Below are 17,834 nucleotides of genomic sequence, written 5' to 3'. Positions count from 1 at the left end.
TACGTCTTTTTTAAATTAAATGATTTTACAATTAAGTATTTATGAACTACATTTGTGATATGAAAAAATATTCTTCTAAGAGAAGCATTCAGATATTGGCAAATCTTCTCCAGCAGTACGGGATTTCAGATGTTGTTATTTCTCCCGGATCGAGAAATGCACCCCTTGCAATTCATTTTTCAGAGATTGATCATTTTAACTGTTTTAGCATTGTAGATGAAAGAAGTGCTGCCTTTGTTGCACTTGGGATGGCTAAAAGCGAAAAAAAGCCGGTGGCCATTACCTGTACCAGTGGTTCTGCAGCAGTTAATTATTATCCTGCTGTAACGGAAGCGTTTTATCAGAATGTCCCCCTGTTGGTGTTAACTGCTGATAGGCCAGTGGATTTCGTGGATATTTTTGACGGACAGACGATCCGTCAGAATAATATTTTTCATCAGCATTCCTATGGAGACTTCCAGCTTTTAGAGGATAAAGAAGAAAATGCAGAGGATATCAATTTTGAAATGATTAAAAAGGCGATTGAGCTTTGTTTTGAAAAACAAGGTCCTGTGCACATCAATATTCCTCTTGAAGAACCTTTATATGAATTGGTTTCTGAACTTCCTACTTTTCCAACCGTGGAAAAAACGATTAAAAAGAAAGAATATGAAATTCCTTCTAACCTTGTAGCAGATTGGAATACTTCACAACGTATCATGATCCTGGTAGGGACAAAAGATTATATTCCTGAGCTTGAAAATCAGCTGTCACAATTGGTTAAAAACCATACAGCGGTTGTTTTGAGTGAGGCAAATTCAAATGTATACCATGAAAAATTCTTTAGATTTATAGACCGTTATATCTTTAATTTTACTGAAGAAGATTATAAAAAATATGCGCCGGATTTATTGATCACGGTAGGGCAGAACGTAGTTTCCAAAAAAGTGAAACAATTTTTAAGAAAAGCCCGCCCAAAGCAGCATTGGCATCTTGATGAAGTCTGGCAGCCGGATACTTATTTTTCTTTAACAGAGAAAATAGAGGTAAAACCGGAAGTATTCTTTTCTAAGTTATTGAAGTTTATTAATCTTGAGCCAAGGCCATATTATAACCTTTGGGATGTTCTTAGAGATAAGAAAGATGCTAAACACGAGAAGTTCTTAAACCTTGTTGAGTTTTCGGATTTTTATTTCTTTAACAAGGCTTCACAAACCGTACCGGAGAACTATAATATCCACTTCAGCAATAGTTCAGGTATCAGATATGCTCAATTATTTGACTTTGGCAGAAGAAAGATGTATTGTAACAGAGGAACAAGCGGAATTGACGGTTCTACTTCGACTGCAATGGGGTTTGCCATTAAAAACTCCAATCCTACTTTATTAATTACAGGAGATTTGAGTTTCTTCTACGATATCAATGGTTTGTGGAATCAGTACATCCCGCCTTTTGTAAGGATTATCATCTTTAATAACGGAGAAGGAAATATTTTTAAAATTATTCCGGGACCTGGTAATGCCAATCCTAATACGCTCGATGAGTTTATAGCAACAAAACACCATAAAAATGCTGAACATCTTGCGAAGCATTTTGGGTTTTCTTACACCAAAGTGGAAGATGACAGAACGTTAGACCGGGTTTTAGACAATTTTTTCAAACCCGATACTTTGCCTAAAATTCTGGAAATCAATACCCACGGGACCAACAGTGCAGATGTCCTTAAGGGATATTTTGAATTTATGAAAGAAAGCTAAAGATCCAGATACTCTTCGTTGCCGGGTAAATTGTTAATCCTGGCAATCGGGTAGATAAACATATCATCGAAGTCATTCAAAGCATTGATCAGTTGGAAATGGGAAAACTCTTTAATGTTTTGTAAGGTGATTTCCGTTTCCTTTATTTTCTTTTTCTTTAATAGGTTCTGTCTTTGAACACCGTTCAAAAGGTAAGTGGAGGGAGTAAACCACTCTTTACCCTTCATAAATAAAATATTGGAGAACGAAGTATCGGTGATATGGTTGTTTTTGACGATGATAATTTCCTCGGCTTTAGATTTCATCTTCATTTTTTCAAGTTCCTTACGGTCTTCAAATTTAAATGAATAGTCAAAAGTATTATTTTCTACCAATTGAAAGTCTAATATTTCCGGAATGGCATAAGGAATCATTTGTGTTCTGACTTTCTTGTCCAGATCATAAGCAATTCTTAATTTGAAAAGGCCGTCTTCATCATGGTTGAGGCTTTTGAACAATTTGGAAAGATCTATTGATCCTTCTTTCCCAAAGTGTGCAAAGGTTTCATTCACCCTTTTTGGTGAAGATCTAACAAAAAAACTTCCTGATCTTCAACTTTAATACTTTCAATAAATTGGAACATAAATTTTGTTTTTCATTTCCTGATATTCATCTTCTAATTTGCTCATATGCGTTATTCCGCCACCACTTTTAAAATATAAAGTGTCGTTTTCCTTTTCAATAAAACGGATCATTACACAACTGTCTACATTTTTACCATCAAACCAGCCGCATACGCCCGTATAATATCCTCTTCCATAGCCTTCGGCATCTAGAATGATTTCCAGTGTCTTTGGTTTTGGAGCACCTAAGATAGAACCTGCAGGAAGCAGAGTTTTCATGATACTTCCAATTTTGCCTTCAAATTCAGGTTTTATATTTCCTACAATTTCAGAACTCATGGCATATAGGTTCTTTTGTTGCGTTTTAATCAGGTCAATATTCTGAAAATGAGTTACTTCTACTTCGTCTGACACCATGCTTAGATCATTTCTTAGCAAATCTACAACCGTATAATGTTCAGCTTTTTCTTTTTTATCATTCTTAAGGATTTCTTTTGCATTTTCAAGAGAGGCATCGATGGTTCCTTTCATTGGATATGTGAAAATTTTACCGTCAATGATCTTTACAAAAGTTTCCGGAGAAAAAAATACGAAAAAATCTTTATAAAAAACTTTATATTTCGCATCGGAGTGAAGAAATATCTCTTCTAGGGATAAATTTGTTTCAATTTGAGTTTTTCTTGTATAATTAACTAGGTAGGAGTTTCCTAGACTAATATTTTTCTGAACTTTATCAAATCCTGCTTTAAAGCTCTCTAATGTTTCCGGATAGGACTTCCATTCAATTTTTTTGTCAAGGGTCTTGCTCTTTTTTAGCGTTGAAAATGATTGAAAATCAATCTGTAAACCCGATTTATCAAGTTCGTTTTCTAAGTAGATTTCCACATTTTCACACAAGAAGTCGATGATGAAGAAATAAGGAGTCTTCCGGATAGAAAGCTCATCCATTTCTATAAATTTTTGATGATTCATTGAAAACATTCGACAAAAGTACTTATTGATGTTTACTTTTGCACAAAATATTTTTACATGCAGAACAAATATCCGCAGAAACCGGGAATTGATTTTATACTGAAGCAGGCATTTTTCTATTGGAATAAAACTCTGATTTTTCAACTGATGTTTTCCATTATTTACTTTGCTATATTTTTTACGGGAATGTTTTTCTTCGCTTCCAGGTTTGGAATATGGGAGCAGAGCCAGGAGTTGTCTGAAGCACTTCGTTTGGGTACCAAAGTCTATATGGAAAAAGCGGCCGCAATGAGTGCAACCGAGAACTATCAGAAATTCAGCTATGGAATACTGGGGATCATTGTTTTTCTTTATCCTCTGAACCTTGGATTTTTCCAGATTTTCAGAAAAATGGACCTTAATGAAAAAATAGTTTTGGGGGATCTGTTTGCGGGATATAACGGACTAAATTTCTTTAAATATATCAGTTACTTTTTATTCTGGTTTTTCATTTATCTTTTAACTGCACAAACTATTATCCTGGGTATTGCATGGGTATTTGTAACCATTTTTGTTGCTCCGCTTATGTTTTTTGCTGATAAAAGAATTTTTGAAGCAATTACATTGAACTTTAAAGCTTTGAAAATGTACTTTGTGGAAATTGCAGTATGTATTATCGTAGCATTTATTTTTAAATATGCCGGATTTGCTCTGTTTCTGGTGGGAGGACTTTTTACATTTCCTTTTTGGAATGCAATTATATATTCACTATACAAGACTGTTTTTTCAGAAAAAAATTAAATTTTAGCATTGCTTAATGCTTTTTTTATCAAAAAAAATTAAATTTGGTAAAACATTAAAAAAATTAAGCCATGTCTGGATTCGACGAATTTGATCAGCAAGGTTCTGTTCCCAACAGGGATACCGGATCAATTATTTCTCATGCCTTTGAAATGTATAAAGGGGTATTTCTTTATGCTATAGTTGCTATGATAGTATATCTTATCGGGGGATTTATTATTCAGTCTGTAACAGGCTTCAATTCTGCTTCCATGGTGGAAGAGATGAAAAATGCAGGGGATGATATTTCCGCTTTTAGTTATTGGAATGCACCCGGATTTCCTTTATATCTTACTTTATCAGGATTGCTGGGAATTCTTCTGGCTCCGTTATATGTGGGATTGATCTATATTGTAAATAAATACAACACAAAAAATGCAATAGAATTCTCGGATCTATTTATCGGATATCGCCAGAATTTCGTGAATATATTGATATACAGTCTTATATCGGGCGTTATATCCAGTATAGCGATTTCTATATGCTTTTTCCCGTTCTTCTTTGTTTATCCTTTACTGTTGCTAGGGTATCCTATTTTATTATTTGAAAATGCTTCAGCTACCGAGGCTCTGGGGAAATCATTCAATATCGCAAAAGAAAACTACGGAACTTTCCTTGGCACTACTATTGTAGGGTTTTTAATATCATTTGCAGGTATTGTACTTTGCTTTATAGGAGTTATTATTACCGCTCCGTTCATCATGGTGGTAATGTACTCGGCCTATTGTGCTTTCCTGGGGAAACCAAGGCAAATAATGTTCAAATAATATATGAATAAAGAAAAACAAATAAGCGGGGTTGCAATAAAACAGGTTTTCCTGTTGGCTATAATTTTGGTATTGACAGGGCTGATTTGTTTTAATCTTGCGCTATTTATTCCATCCGTATTAGGGGCCATTACAATTTATGTCGTTTGCAGAAAATATAATTTTTACCTCCAGGAAGTAAAAAAGTGGAAACCCTGGCTAGCTTCATTTGTACTGATGCTGGCAAGCCTCATTATTCTGATTTTACCCATTTATTTTATTGCAGATCTTTTAATAGATAAGCTTGGGAACGCACAGGCTTATATGGCGAAATTTAATGTGTTTCTTGAGAAAATACATACTTATATTGATAAGAAATTTGGATTTGATATCCTGAGCAAGGAGAATATGGATAAAGTAAAAGGCTCTGTTGGAAAGGTTTCTACCATTGCCTTAAGCGGAACATTTAATACGCTTACGGTAATCATGTCCATGTATTTTATTCTTTATTTCCTTCTGGAAAAGCCCAGATTATTTGAAAAGATACTTACTTCATCGGCTCCTTTAAAAAGAGCTAATGTCTCTTTGATAGGAGAGAAAATGAGAAAACTCATCATAGCTAATGCAATAGGAATTCCTGTTGTGGCTATAGGTCAGGGGGTGGTTGCATTGATTGGTTATTTCGTGTTCGGAGCACCAAGCCCTGTTCTTCTTTTTGCATTAACTGCTGCGGGATCTATGATTCCTGTTGTAGGGGCTGCAATTGTGTATATTCCTGTTTGTATTTATATGATAGCTGTGGGAGATACAGGACCGGGCCTTGGATTGGCTGCGTACTGTCTTGTTGTGGTAGGCCTAACAGATAATTTACTTCGTTTTACTTTATTGAAAAAACTGGAAGATATCCATCCGCTGAACACCGTATTCGGAATTATTATGGGGATGAATCTTTTTGGCTTTATGGGTCTTATTTTTGGGCCTATCCTGATTTCTCTTACCCTTCTACTTATTCAGGTATACAGGAATGAATTTTCAGATAACGAAACACATCCCGACCTGCAATTACCGGATAAAGATGATGATGTGGACAATGTGGACTTAATACTTTAATATTATAATTGTGGAAGGAATAAATTCGGAAATACTAAAGGAAATTTGTATTGTAAAAATGCCTTTTGGAAAATATGAAGGGACAATACTTGCAGATTTACCGGTAAGTTACCTGGAGTGGTTTAACAGGCAGGGGATGCCCAAAGGAAAATTGGGAATGCAGCTCTCAACCATTTATGAAATAAAACTGAATGGGCTGATGGATTTGCTCACTCCGATCAGGCAATTATACGGATCGCCTAAAAATAAGACCTATAAATTTTAAACTATACGTATGGATTCTAAAAAACTGGTGGAAACATTAAAGTTGGAGCCACATCCGGAAGGAGGATATTATAAAGAAACATATAGGAGTGAACAAACATTAACCTTAAAAGAGGGGAGTGTAAGAAACGTAAGTACAGCTATTTATTATATGTTGGAAAATGAAAATAAGTCTGCATTTCACCGGATCAAGTCTGATGAGTTGTGGTTTTTCCACCAGGGTGAGCCTTTGGAAATTGTTTTTATTAAAGATGGGGAATTCCATACCATATTATTGGGGAATTCTTTAGAAAATGGGGAAGTCCCACAAGTAAGAATAGAAGCAGGTTTGTGGTTTGCAGCAAAAATATCAAGTGGTACAGGCTATTCATTAGTAAGCTGTACAGTTGCTCCGGGATTTGATTTTTTAGATTTTGAACTAGCAGAAAGAAGTGTATTACTTCAACAATATCCTGATTTAAAAGAAGTTATTGAAGAGTTTACACATTAATGATCGTGTAGGCAAATTCTCATTAACTATTTAGTTGGTTTGATAAATTACAGGAATTAGAAAGAGAACACAACCAATAAAAAAAGCAAAAGTTAATAAATGAATCCTGTAATCATTTATTCTTAAGAAAAGAAACTGATTGACTATTCTTAGAGCCCAAAATCCTGAATTCACGAATAGAAAATATTTACCAAAGTTTGTTTCTAAGATATCTTTATTAAAATAAAGACATATTAACCCTGTGGCAAAGAAAACAAAAATCATCTGGATATTTAAGATTTGCATTATTCCTTTGTTAATCTGAGAAAGTTTTGACAAATCCTTTTTCCAATTAAAAAACGTCCAGAAAAATAAATGAAACCCACCAAGTAATAAAGAATAAATTCCACAAATAATGATGATTGTTTCCATTGTTGTTCTCGATTAGTTTTTCAAACCTGCAATCTCATCTCTTAGTTTAGCCGCTTTTATGAAATCAAGATTTTTTGCTGCAGCTTCCATTTCCTTCTGCTTTTGCTCAATTATTTTCTCAATATCTCCGCTTGCATAATTTGCTTTGGTTTCAGCAACTTTCTGTAAAATTTCCTTGTGGGTATATTTTTCATCCGGGAAGTCCTTGCTTCGTCCTACTAGATTTTCAGAGATTTTTTTTATTTAAAGCAGTCGGAACCAGGCCATTTTCTTCGTTGTGCTTCATCTGCTTTGATCGGCGATATTCTGTTTCATCTAAAGTAGCCTGCATAGATTTCGTGATTTTATCGGCATACATAATTGCTTTACCATTGACATTCCTTGCGGCTCTTCCGACCGTCTGGATCATTGATCTTCTGCTTCTTAGCATTCCTTCTTTATCTGCATCCAATATGGCTACGAGTGAAACTTCAGGTAAATCCAGGCCTTCCCTTAAAAGGTTAACACCAATTAAAACATCGAAAACTCCCAATCGAAGGTCCTGCATAATCTGGATACGCTCCAATGTTTCAACGTCTGAGTGGATATATCGTGTTCTGATGCCAAATTTTGTAAAATACTTGGTCAGCTCTTCAGCCATTTTTTTGGTTAATGTAGTCACCAGTACTCTTTCGTCTGCTGCAGCGCGCTTATGAATTTCTTCCATCAGGTCATCGATCTGGTTAAGCGAAGGTCTCACTTCAATAACAGGATCTAAAAGCCCGGTAGGACGGATAATTTGTTCAATATAAGCTCCTCCCGTTTTTTCAAGTTCGTAATCTGCAGGCGTAGCAGACACATAGATCACCTGATTCTGCATGCTTTCAAATTCTTCGAATTTCAAGGGCCTGTTATCCATTGCTGCCGGCAGTCTGAAGCCATATTCTACCAGGGCTTCTTTTCTGCTTCTGTCTCCGCCATACATCGCGTGAACCTGAGGAACAGTAACGTGACTTTCATCAATGACCATCAGAAAATCCTTTGGAAAATAATCAATCAGGCAGAAAGGCCGGGAGCCGGGTAATCTACCATCCAGGTATCTTGAATAGTTTTCTATTCCTGAGCAGTAGCCAAGTTCTTTAATCATTTCAAGATCAAGTTCTGTTCTTTCCTGTAGCCTTTTTGCCTCCAGAGGTTTTTCAATTGAATTGAAGAAGTCTACCTGTTTGACCATATCATCCTGAATGTTTCTTATTGCTCCGTTTAAGGTCTCCTTTGAAGTTACAAATAGGTTGGCCGGATAAATCTGAATTTGCTCGAAATTGGAAGTTACATTTCCGGTAACAGGATCAAAACTTTGGATTTTTTCAATCTCGTCTCCAAAAAACTGGATTCTTATCGCATCATCGGCATAAGCAGGAAAAACATCTATTACATCTCCTTTTACCCTAAAGGTCCCTCTTTGGAATTCATTCAGGGTTCTTGCGTAAAGAGCACTTACCAAAGAATGAAGAAGAGCTGTTCGGGTCACTTTTTCACCGATTCCGATAGAGATCAGTGATTTATGAAATTCAGTTGGATTCCCGATACCGTAAATGCACGAAACTGAAGCTACAATGAGAACGTCTCTTCTTCCGGATAATAAGCTTGCCGTTGCGGAAAGACGTAGTTTTTCTACTTCCTCATTAATGCTGAGGTCCTTTTCTATATAAGTTCCGGTAGTGGCAATATAAGCTTCGGGCTGATAATAGTCGTAATAACTCACAAAATATTCTACCGCATTTTCAGGAAAAAACTCTTTAAATTCCATGAATAGCTGAGCTGCTAAAGTTTTATTATGAGCTAAAACTAAAGTAGGCCGCTGAACATTATTCACGACATTAGCAATGGTAAATGTTTTTCCGGATCCTGTAACCCCTAATAAGGTTTGATATTTCTCGCCGATTTCAATGCCTTCGGTAAGCTTTTCAATGGCCTGAGGCTGATCGCCGGTAGGTTTATATTCTGAATGAAGATTAAAATTCATACATCAAATTTATAAAAAAAAAAGAGTCCTTTTCAGGACTCTCATAATTATTATCATTTTTTCTTATTTTCAAATATCATAGCTAATGGCAGCTTAAAAACCGTTGGTGCGGGTTTGCCATCTGCCAGTGCGGGTTTCCAGTTGATATTTTCTGTAGAGGCTTTAATGGCTCTCACGCTCTCGTCATTAAAAAGTTTGTTTTTTCCATCTGCCACTACTTTTTCTACTGTCCCTTCGGCATTTATTGAAATGAATACATTAGATTGGAGCCGGCCTTCATCTCCTTTAAATACACTACCGTTAAAATTTTTTGCCACCTTGTTTCGGAATTCATTAATTCCCTGAGGGAATTCTGCCTGGATAAAAGAAGTGCTCGCCGGAGGCGGAGGTGGTGGGATGTTCTGATCTCCACTCATATTTGCTTTCTTAGATCCATTTTTTTCTACTCGAGGAGGAGATGGAGGAGGAGGTGCGCTATTTTTATTGATTTTTGCCTTTTTTACATTCGCCTTTTTTGTGGGGCGGATGGTGTCTGTAATACTTTGGTGATCTTTCCTATTCTGCTTAGAAGATATTTCATGTAAAGTACTGAAGGATTTTACTGCATATTCTTCCATGGGTGTACCGTTACCTGAAACGTAATTGCTGGCATAGGTCTTTTGGACAAATAAGGCAAAGGCTGTTATGAGTATAGGGATGGTAATGGCTTTTTTTAAGCCTGCGAATTTGGTTTTTTTAGTGTTCATCATAATAAATCGTTTTTTGGTGTTGTTGAAATTAAATGAGTGTGTGAAATCAAATTTTTGAGAATCAATTATTTCATCGAGTATCAGATTTTGATAATCTTTGATATTGAAATTGTTTTTCAATACGTGGTCATCAGCTAAGAATTCATGATTGGTGATCATTGCTCTTCTGTAGAAAAAGAGGGCAGGATTAAACCATGTTATTACTTTTAAAATTTCGATCAGGAATAGATCCCAGCTATGCTTTTGATCCAGATGGCTTTTTTCATGCAAGAATATCCTTGGATCAATTTGGTTGTTAATAAGATAATTTTTCCCCAGGTAAATAGTTTTTCCAAAGGTGAATGGGGAGAGGTTATTCTCAGAGATGATTATTTTATATCCTTCCTGATATCTTACTTTTCCTTTTATATTCCGGATTTTTAAAATTGAGAGCAATGCCTTTACTAAAAGCATTAAAGTAATAGCTCCATATATAATCCAAAGAATATTGGTCCATTCAAAAGCTTTTTCCTTAGCCGGAAGGCTTAATATCTGTTGAGTGGTTTCTTCAAAAATTAGTTGTGGACTTTCTGTTGTAACGGGACCTTTTGCTGTGATTGAGATAAAAGGAACCGTATAGGCAAATGCGAGGGAAAAAAGCAGAAAGAACCTGTTAAAGTGGTGCGTTTTTTCTTTTTCCAATAACAAATGGTACACTCCAATAAAAAGTGAAGAACACAAAACAATTTTAAAAAAAAATGTAAAGCATCTTTATTCTTTTATTTTCTGATCAATTATTTCGCGCAGTTCAATCAATTGCTTCTGGGTTAGTTTTGTGTTGGATGTAAAAAATGAAGCAAACTGAGTCACGGAGCTGTTGAAAAAGCGGTCAATCATGGAAGTCATTTCTTCCCTGAAATATTCTCCTTTAGCTACTTTTGGGTAGTATTCACGGGAATTTCCATATAATGTGTATCCTATCAGATCTTTATTCTGCATTCTTTTAAGCAATGTAGCTACTGTAGTGGATGCAGGTTTGGGTTCCGGGTAAAGATCCAGAATATCTTTCATGAATACTTTCTGTTTATCCCAGATGATCTCCATGAGAACTTTTTCCGAATCTGTTAATTTTATTTCTTTCATATTCTACAATTTGAAATGTTGTTCTACAAATGTAGAATAAAATTTTAAATCAACAAATTTTATGGCACTATTTTTCCATTGTTTTTTTTTAACCAATAATCACAATGCTATGAAATTCAATAAGTTTTATGTACCAATCATTAGTCTTTTTTTTAGTTTTATCTTCATGTAAGAAAAATAACGTCAATGCTCAAAAGGTCAGCAGTGATGGAAGTGTGGAAACAGAAAAGCCTAATTCAGACTATAAACCTGCCTTTGCAGGACAAACCAGAATTAAGGCTGTAAAGACATCTACACCCTACAATGTTGAGGTTTTAAATAAAGATCTGGGCAGACCTTGGGGAATTATTAATTTACCAGACGGGAGATTTTTGATCACTGAAAAATCCGGGTTTATGAATGTTGTTTCTAAAGATGGGAAGCAGATTTCTAAGATATCAGGATTTCCTAAAGTCGATGCAAAAGGACAGGGAGGAATGCTGGATGTTGCACTGGATCCAGATTTTAAAAATAACAGTATTATTTACTTTAGTTTTTCTGAACCCTTTGGGAAGGGTAACCTGACCTCTGTAGCAAAAGGTAAACTTTCGGGAGATTTAAAAATGATATCAGATGTAAAAGTCATTTTCCGTGCTGAACCATCATATGACGGAGAGAAACATTACGGAAGCCGATTGGCCTTTGATAAAGATGGGAATTTGTTTGTAAGTACCGGAGAAAGATCAGATAAAGAAACCAGGGTATATGCCCAGAAAACGGATAATTATTTAGGTAAAATCCTTAAAATAACAAAAGAAGGAAAACCAGCTCCGGGAAATCCATTCATCGGAAAGGCCGGATTTAAACCTGAGATTTATGCCTATGGTATAAGAAATCCGCAAGGCTTGGCAATAGATCCCAACGGGTCCTTATGGGATGTGGAAATGGGGCCAAGGGGAGGTGATGAAATCAACTTAATTCAAGCGGGTAAAAATTATGGATGGGGTGACGTAACCTATGGTATTGAATACTCCGGAGCGAAAGTGGGAGAGGGAATTACTCAGGGAGAGGGTACGGAGCAACCTGTTTATTACTGGGATCCGGTAATCTCTCCAAGTGGTGTTACTTTTTATACAGGAAATATAGATGAGTGGAAAGGTAATTTGTTTATTGGCTGCTTAAGTGGTGAACACATCAACCGGATTGTGATGAAAGATAATAAAGTGGTTGGAGAAGAACGTTTGCTTGCTGATCAGAAAGAAAGATTCAGGGATGTGTTGGATGGAATAGACGGAAACATCTATGCTGTTACCGACAGTGGGAAATTGTATAAAATTTCTAAGAAATAAAAAAAAAGGCTCCGGATTTATCGGAGCCTTTTTTATTTAAAATCTGAAATTAAATCTTGCAAAAGCCTGTCTTCCGGAAAAGCCCATCTGAACAGGATCGAAAATACCACCGGATTCTGTATTTCCTGCAGAAACAGCCTCTCTTTGTAAAGTTGGATATCTGTTGAATAAATTCTTACTTCCAATAGTTAAACTAATATTTTTTGAAAAATCATACCCGAAAGATAGATCAGTGGTTACTTTAGCGTTGTAGGTCTGATAATCATCAGGGCCATTGTAGCCAATTAACGTGAGTTTATCAAATCTAACCAACTGTATATTAGCATTGAACTTGTTAATTTTATAGTTAACATTTAAATTAATTTTAGTCTTCGGAGCTGAAGCGAGGATAAAAGCACGTTCACGCGCACTTAAATATATATCTTCTTTTCCTTTTAATTTTTCTGAAACGTTTACAGATGTGATCTCCATTTCGTTGTAGTTTCCTGCTAAAGTTGTGGTTAATCTTCCGTTTCCAAGTGTTTCATTGTAGCTTAATATAACATCTACACCCTTTGTTCTTGTGTCTATGGCATTGGAAAAAAATTGTGCCTGATCAATATAAGGATAATCTGCCTGAACATCAGGTGGAAGGTCTGTTCTGGCAAAGTTACCTGTCAATACAATTCGGTTTTTTACATTAATGTAGTACCCATCAACAGTTGCAGTAAACTTTCCCGTGTTGAATGTAAACCCTACACTCCCGTTAAGAGATGTTTCTTGTTTTAATTGAGATATCCCGGATTTTACAGCTAAATCACTGTCATTTGATGCTAATTGGATCGTTACAAGATTACCTCCCTGAAAATTCGTGAATTGAAGCGCATAATATTTTTGAGCTAACGAAGGAGCTCTGAACCCTGTTGAAACTGAACCTCGAAGTGCAAATTGAGGAGTTATCGCATATCTTGTTGCAAATTTCCCATTAATGGTACTTCCAAAATCACTGTAGTTTTCAAATCTACCTGCTGCACTAACCATCCATTTTTTGGTAATGTCAAGCTCGGTATCGATATAGGCTGCAAAATTATTTCTACTTTTATTAACTTCCTGAGAATATCCGGGAAAGCCCTGGGAGCCTCCAGGTCTGATGTTGCCTGTTAAAGGATTTATTACTAAAAGACTAGGATCTGTATTTGAAGTTACAATGTTCCCGTTGACATCATACATTGCATAAGATGCTTCTTGCCCCCTTATAACATTAAATTTTTCGTACCTAAACTCAGATCCGAAAGCGATATTTAGTCCTTCTAACACTCCAAATTGTTTCGTTGCATTAAATCCTGTTGTATTTTGAAGTAACGAGTGCCCTCCTGCGTTAAAACTTGTAGGAGATTTTATACCTAATGTAGCATTAATTGTATTGTCTATCTGGTACGTAAATCTATTATTGCCAAAGGCATTATAAACATCGGCATCCCAACCTGCAACTTTAAACTTTAAACCATTATCAAATGTAAAATCTGTGATGCTTGTATCCTGAATAGGGTTAAATCCATTTGGATAAACCTGCGGGATGTTTCCATCTGCATCTGCTTTTCTGGTCCATGCATTAGCATCTGTATTTCTATGGGAAAACCCGGGATGAGAATAAAATTTTATATTATCTGATAATGGAACTTCAATATTTCCAAAGAAATATACATTTTGTGATTTTGCATCTCCAAAACGTTGTCTTGGGGCATCATAAACCGTAGGATTAGCATTTCTGATTGCATATTCTTTATTGATGAATTCTGCGGTAAAATTTGCAAATCCTCCTTGTGATCCTATTTTTGTTCCATAATTTCCGTTAAAATCAAAAGTAAGCCCGTCAATTTTATGATCTGATACAACATCTTTATCTCCGGGACTTTTAAAAAGGTTCATCCCGTAAAATGCATTTCCTTCAAAACCTTTATCTCGGTCATTTAGGATGACGTTGATAACGCCTGCAATAGCATCGGAACCGTATTGAGCGGAAGCTCCATCGCGAAGGACTTCAATCCTTTTAATAGCTCCGATCGGAATGGTGTTCATGTCATATCCGGTGTTTCCTCTTCCCTTAGTTCCGAAAAGGTTGATCAGTGAAGACTGATGGTATCTTTTGCCGTTTAATAAAAGTAAAGTCTGGTCTGGTCCCAATCCTCTGAGAGTGGCTGGATCGACAGCATCTGCACCATCTGACCCCGATTGTTTATTGGAATTAAATGAAGGTGCCGAAAACTGCAGGAGCTGGTTCACTTCAACTTGCCCTGTAGATTGACTTACCTGTTTGATGTCAATAACATCGATGGGAACAGGAGTGTCTATTACTGTTCTTTTTTTGTTTCGGCTCCCCGTAATAGCTACTTCTTCAATTTTTGCTTCTTTAGAAATGGTGTCATTGATTTGCTGCGAATATAAAGCCGCAGTGCTGCCCAGAAATAAAGCGCTTAGATATTTAATTTTCATATATATTGAGTTTCTGAGATTGGTAATTCAATCAAAAGTATTGATTTTTGTTTTTAAATCATCAGAAAAAATCACTATTATTGAAAAGTGTTATGAAAAATGGATGCGATGCATAATTATATGAAAATTTTTAATCAAATAGTAAAAATTAGCTAAAATCGTAAAATACATAAATGATATGTTGTGTATTTTTCCTTATTGCGATTTTTTTTAACAATTTATTCTCGTATGTGGATATAAAATAAAAAACCGGAATTACTCCGGTTTTAATTTTTATGCTTTTTCTAATTGAACAGTAAAATGTCTTAAAAGATCTGGCTCCCATGTTATCTTATATCCTTTTGCGATTTCATCACGGCGTTCATAAACGTTTTTGATCGCTGCAGCAATATAATCCATATGATTATTCGTATAGGTTCTCCTAGGAATTGCTAATCGAACCAGCTCCAATTTCGGATAACGGTTTTGTCTTGTCTCCGGATCTCTGTCTGCTAGCAAGGTGCCGATTTCAACCGTTCGGATGCCAGCTTCTTTGTAGATTTCAAGACCTAAAGTCTGTGCCGGATATTCTTCCCTTGATACTTTTGGAAGGAAATGTAAAGAATCAATAAAACGGCATGTCCTCCGATAGGCTTTTGCACAGGAATTCCGTATTCAATCAGCTTATTTCCAAGATATTCAACCTGGGAGATCCTGCTTTCCAGATAAGCAAATTCCGTAGCTTCATCCAGTCCAACGGCTAATGCTGCCATATCTCTTCCGGCCATACCTCCGTAGGTTATGAAGCCTTCATAGATAATTGTAAAATTGGAAGCCTTTCTGAAAACCTCCTCGTTATTCAATGCGATGAAACCACCGATGTTTACCAATCCATCTTTTTTGGAGCTCATGGTCATTCCATCACCATATGAGAAGATCTCTTTGCAGATTTCTTTAATGCTTCTGTTTTCCTGGCTTTTTTCTCTTTTTTTAATGAAATAAGCGTTTTCAGCAAATCTTGCAGAGTCGAAAAAAACAGGAATTCCGTATTGATTGGAAAGTTCTCTTACTGCTTTCATATTTTCCAGAGAAACCGGCTGACCTCCTGAAGAATTACAGGTGATGGTAATTAAACAAAAAGGGATTTTTTCTTTTGGATAGCTTTTGTAAATCTCTTCCAGCTTTTCAAGATTAATATTTCCCTTAAACGGATGTAGATCATTAATATCAAATGCTTCATCAATTGTGCAGTCTACTGCATGTGCTTTGCGAAACTCAATATGTCCTTTTGTAGTATCGAAATGGGAATTTCCGGGAACTACATCTCCTTCTTTTACCAGAACAGAAAACAGCACGTTTTCCGCTGCTCTTCCCTGGTGAGTGGGCAAAAGATATTGGAATCCGGTTATATTTTTTACAGTATTGTGAAGTTGGTCGAAAGAACGGGAACCGGCATAGCTTTCGTCACCGGTCATTAATGCTCCCCACTGTCTGTCCGACATGGCTCCGGTTCCGGAATCGGTTAGTAAATCGATAAAAACCTGTGATGATTTTAAGTTGAATAAGTTGTAATTGGCTTCTTTAAGCCACTGCTCTCTTTCTTCTCTTGTTGATTGACGGATTTCTTCAATCATTTTAATGCGGAAAGGTTCCGCGTACGGTAAATTCATGAGTTAAGTATTTTATTGTTTTGTAAAGAAAATTTGTTTGAAAATAATTTCAATTCATCAGTATATATTTAAAGGAGCAGGAGAATGCTACTCAGGAGCTTTAAATATATTTTCATCGGAGTGGAAACCGGCTACACCACCACTCACTGCAAATTTCATTGCAGAAGCAGCAGACATTCCCACTACAGGTTTGATGTTTTTTTCTTCCGTAACAATTACCCATCCGGAAATAGCATAGGAGTGAGGAAGATAAACAGCAACATAATTATGTTTATCCACATCTGCCATTTCTTTCTGGGTTAAAAAACCAATTCTCCAGATCTCAGGATGCTCATTGGTTTTTACCCATACAGGATCATTAAATTTTTTCTTGTCACCAACAAATGATGACATTACATCTTTAGTTGGCGTATAAATATGTTTTACCCCGGGTGTTCTTTCCAACAGGCTGTCCATTGTGTCGAAAAAAAAATCTTCCCACAACGAATTTATTACCCAGGTAGCCCAAAAGTGCGGTGATTAAAATAGTTGATACAAAAACCAAACCCGGTATTTCTTTTGCCACAGATGGAATTATATTATCAATAGACGTGACCACATACCATATGACAAATATCGTTAGCCCGATAGGTCCGATAATAACAAGTCCCTGAAAGAAATTTTTCAGGAAAAAATTGGCGATATTTTCGAAAGTCAGTTTTTTCAACGTATTCAGTTACTAATTTTGTTTAGCCATGTATGCTTTCCTTATTGCCGTATGACTTAATAATTTTAGCTTCATATTCCAGCCACTCCTCCCAGCGTTTGTTTACTTTTTCGGGATCTCCAAGCTGTCTTGCAAAACTAATGAAAGTTGTATAATGGTTAGCCTCCGAAATCATTAAGTCCCTGTAAAAATTTTTAAGCTCTTCATCTTTGATATTTTCTGTAAGGACTTTAAATCTCTCGCAGCTTCTTGCTTCTATCATAGCGGCAAATAACATTTTATCAACGATAAGATCTTCTCTGCTGCCCTGGATAATGAACTTCATCAATTCATTTACATAATCATCTTTCCTGGCTCTTCCGAACTTGTATCCCCTGCTTTTGATGATCTCATGAACCTGATTGAAATGATCCAGTTCTTCCTGTGCAATAGCAAGAAGTTCTGTTACAATTTCAGGGTGTTCCGGAAGCATCGTAATCAATCCGATAGCGTTTGTAGCGGCTTTTTGTTCGCACCAGGCATGATCGGTTAAAATTTCTTCAATGTTTCCTTCCGCAATATTTGCCCACCTTGGATCCGTGGGAAGTTTCAACTTAAACATGTTTTAAAATTTCTGTAAATTTAAAGTAAATTACAATAACAAATCTTGTTTT

Annotated in this window: 14 protein-coding genes and 3 pseudogenes; 7 read left to right on the top strand and 10 right to left on the bottom strand. The window is 36.0% G+C overall.

The genetic code is table 11. The features are described 5' to 3' along the window. Positions 1-59: 59 nt before the first annotated feature. On the top strand, positions 60-1,736 hold the full coding sequence (menD, locus tag ACJ5H0_RS11650; protein ID WP_411250345.1) for a 2-succinyl-5-enolpyruvyl-6-hydroxy-3-cyclohexene-1-carboxylic-acid synthase: 1,677 nt from the start codon (positions 60-62) through the stop codon (positions 1,734-1,736). Here the strand turns inward: menD and ACJ5H0_RS11645 are convergent. After that, the gene (locus ACJ5H0_RS11645) at positions 1,733-2,287 is read right to left on the bottom strand and encodes an aminotransferase class IV (protein WP_411249674.1); all 555 of its coding nucleotides are present in this window, start codon (positions 2,285-2,287) and stop codon (positions 1,733-1,735) included. The two genes, menD and ACJ5H0_RS11645, sit on opposite strands and share 4 nt — an antisense overlap. Before the next feature lie 54 nt (positions 2,288-2,341). Further along, the gene (locus ACJ5H0_RS11640; protein ID WP_345991313.1) at positions 2,342-3,319 is read right to left on the bottom strand and encodes an aminodeoxychorismate synthase component I; all 978 of its coding nucleotides are present in this window, start codon (positions 3,317-3,319) and stop codon (positions 2,342-2,344) included. A gap of 48 nt (positions 3,320-3,367) precedes the next feature. On the opposite strand from ACJ5H0_RS11640, the gene ACJ5H0_RS11635 reads away from it, so the two are divergent. From ACJ5H0_RS11635 to ACJ5H0_RS11615, 5 genes are all read left to right on the top strand, one after another. Further along, positions 3,368-4,090, top strand: a complete 723-nt coding sequence (locus tag ACJ5H0_RS11635) for a hypothetical protein (protein ID WP_411249673.1) — start codon at positions 3,368-3,370, stop codon at positions 4,088-4,090. Positions 4,091-4,161: 71 nt separating this feature from the next. Continuing rightward, entirely contained in the window at positions 4,162-4,896 is a 735-nt protein-coding gene (locus ACJ5H0_RS11630; RefSeq protein WP_172281452.1) for a beta-carotene 15,15'-monooxygenase, read from the top strand. Between the two features lie 3 nt (positions 4,897-4,899). Further along, positions 4,900-5,985 (top strand): AI-2E family transporter, encoded by a 1,086-nt coding sequence (locus ACJ5H0_RS11625; protein ID WP_172281451.1) that lies wholly within the window; start codon positions 4,900-4,902, stop codon positions 5,983-5,985. A 19-nt stretch (positions 5,986-6,004) separates the two neighbouring features. After that, positions 6,005-6,250: a DUF3820 family protein gene (locus ACJ5H0_RS11620; protein WP_172282414.1), complete on the top strand. Its 246-nt coding sequence runs from the start codon at positions 6,005-6,007 to the stop codon at positions 6,248-6,250. A 9-nt stretch (positions 6,251-6,259) separates the two neighbouring features. Further along, complete coding sequence (locus ACJ5H0_RS11615) at positions 6,260-6,739, top strand: cupin domain-containing protein (protein ID WP_411249672.1); 480 nt, start codon at positions 6,260-6,262, stop codon at positions 6,737-6,739. A 30-nt stretch (positions 6,740-6,769) separates the two neighbouring features. On the opposite strand, the gene ACJ5H0_RS11610 is transcribed toward ACJ5H0_RS11615, so the two are convergent. The 4 genes and pseudogenes from ACJ5H0_RS11610 to ACJ5H0_RS11595 all read right to left on the bottom strand — a co-directional run bounded on the left by ACJ5H0_RS11610 (position 6,770) and on the right by ACJ5H0_RS11595 (position 11,026). After that, positions 6,770-7,150, bottom strand: a complete 381-nt coding sequence (locus ACJ5H0_RS11610; RefSeq protein WP_273650170.1) for a hypothetical protein — start codon at positions 7,148-7,150, stop codon at positions 6,770-6,772. A 12-nt stretch (positions 7,151-7,162) separates the two neighbouring features. Continuing rightward, a pseudogene (gene uvrB, locus ACJ5H0_RS11605) lies at positions 7,163-9,155 on the bottom strand (excinuclease ABC subunit UvrB). Positions 9,156-9,208: 53 nt separating this feature from the next. Next, the gene (locus tag ACJ5H0_RS11600; protein ID WP_411249671.1) at positions 9,209-10,585 is read right to left on the bottom strand and encodes a M56 family metallopeptidase; all 1,377 of its coding nucleotides are present in this window, start codon (positions 10,583-10,585) and stop codon (positions 9,209-9,211) included. 69 nt (positions 10,586-10,654) lie between these two features. After that, complete coding sequence (locus tag ACJ5H0_RS11595) at positions 10,655-11,026, bottom strand: BlaI/MecI/CopY family transcriptional regulator (RefSeq protein WP_172281443.1); 372 nt, start codon at positions 11,024-11,026, stop codon at positions 10,655-10,657. Between the two features lie 128 nt (positions 11,027-11,154). On the opposite strand from ACJ5H0_RS11595, the gene ACJ5H0_RS11590 reads away from it, so the two are divergent. Continuing rightward, positions 11,155-12,354, top strand: a complete 1,200-nt coding sequence (locus tag ACJ5H0_RS11590) for a PQQ-dependent sugar dehydrogenase (RefSeq protein ID WP_411249670.1) — start codon at positions 11,155-11,157, stop codon at positions 12,352-12,354. 36 nt (positions 12,355-12,390) lie between these two features. On the opposite strand, the gene ACJ5H0_RS11585 is transcribed toward ACJ5H0_RS11590, so the two are convergent. The 4 genes and pseudogenes from ACJ5H0_RS11585 to miaE form a co-directional block, all read right to left on the bottom strand. Then, on the bottom strand, positions 12,391-14,826 hold the full coding sequence (locus tag ACJ5H0_RS11585; protein ID WP_172281439.1) for a TonB-dependent receptor plug domain-containing protein: 2,436 nt from the start codon (positions 14,824-14,826) through the stop codon (positions 12,391-12,393). A 273-nt stretch (positions 14,827-15,099) separates the two neighbouring features. After that, positions 15,100-16,475 (bottom strand): annotated as a pseudogene (locus tag ACJ5H0_RS11580) (tryptophanase). A gap of 87 nt (positions 16,476-16,562) precedes the next feature. Then, positions 16,563-17,181, bottom strand: a pseudogene (locus ACJ5H0_RS11575) (DUF502 domain-containing protein). Positions 17,182-17,203: 22 nt separating this feature from the next. Beyond that, entirely contained in the window at positions 17,204-17,782 is a 579-nt protein-coding gene (gene miaE / locus ACJ5H0_RS11570) for a tRNA-(ms[2]io[6]A)-hydroxylase (RefSeq protein WP_273650162.1), read from the bottom strand. Positions 17,783-17,834: the final 52 nt, after the last annotated feature.

The organism is Chryseobacterium proteolyticum (genome assembly GCF_046591535.1).
GTDB lineage: Bacteria > Bacteroidota > Bacteroidia > Flavobacteriales > Weeksellaceae > Chryseobacterium > Chryseobacterium proteolyticum.
Note: the sequence above shows the minus strand (reverse complement) of the source record. Positions and strands in the feature narration are given on the sequence as shown.

Bases quoted from the DNA above. Each gene is read 5' to 3' on its own strand.
- menD (WP_411250345.1), top strand. From the start codon at position 60: ATGAAAAAATATTCTTCTAAGAGAAGCATTCAGATATTGGCAAATCTT.
- ACJ5H0_RS11640 (WP_345991313.1), bottom strand. From the start codon at position 3,319: ATGTTTTCAATGAATCATCAAAAATTTATAGAAATGGATGAGCTTTCT.
- ACJ5H0_RS11635 (WP_411249673.1), top strand. From the start codon at position 3,368: ATGCAGAACAAATATCCGCAGAAACCGGGAATTGATTTTATACTGAAG.
- ACJ5H0_RS11630 (WP_172281452.1), top strand. From the start codon at position 4,162: ATGTCTGGATTCGACGAATTTGATCAGCAAGGTTCTGTTCCCAACAGG.
- ACJ5H0_RS11625 (WP_172281451.1), top strand. From the start codon at position 4,900: ATGAATAAAGAAAAACAAATAAGCGGGGTTGCAATAAAACAGGTTTTC.
- ACJ5H0_RS11615 (WP_411249672.1), top strand. From the start codon at position 6,260: ATGGATTCTAAAAAACTGGTGGAAACATTAAAGTTGGAGCCACATCCG.
- ACJ5H0_RS11610 (WP_273650170.1), bottom strand. From the start codon at position 7,150: ATGGAAACAATCATCATTATTTGTGGAATTTATTCTTTATTACTTGGT.
- ACJ5H0_RS11595 (WP_172281443.1), bottom strand. From the start codon at position 11,026: ATGAAAGAAATAAAATTAACAGATTCGGAAAAAGTTCTCATGGAGATC.
- ACJ5H0_RS11590 (WP_411249670.1), top strand. From the start codon at position 11,155: ATGTACCAATCATTAGTCTTTTTTTTAGTTTTATCTTCATGTAAGAAA.
- ACJ5H0_RS11585 (WP_172281439.1), bottom strand. From the start codon at position 14,826: ATGAAAATTAAATATCTAAGCGCTTTATTTCTGGGCAGCACTGCGGCT.
- miaE (WP_273650162.1), bottom strand. From the start codon at position 17,782: ATGTTTAAGTTGAAACTTCCCACGGATCCAAGGTGGGCAAATATTGCG.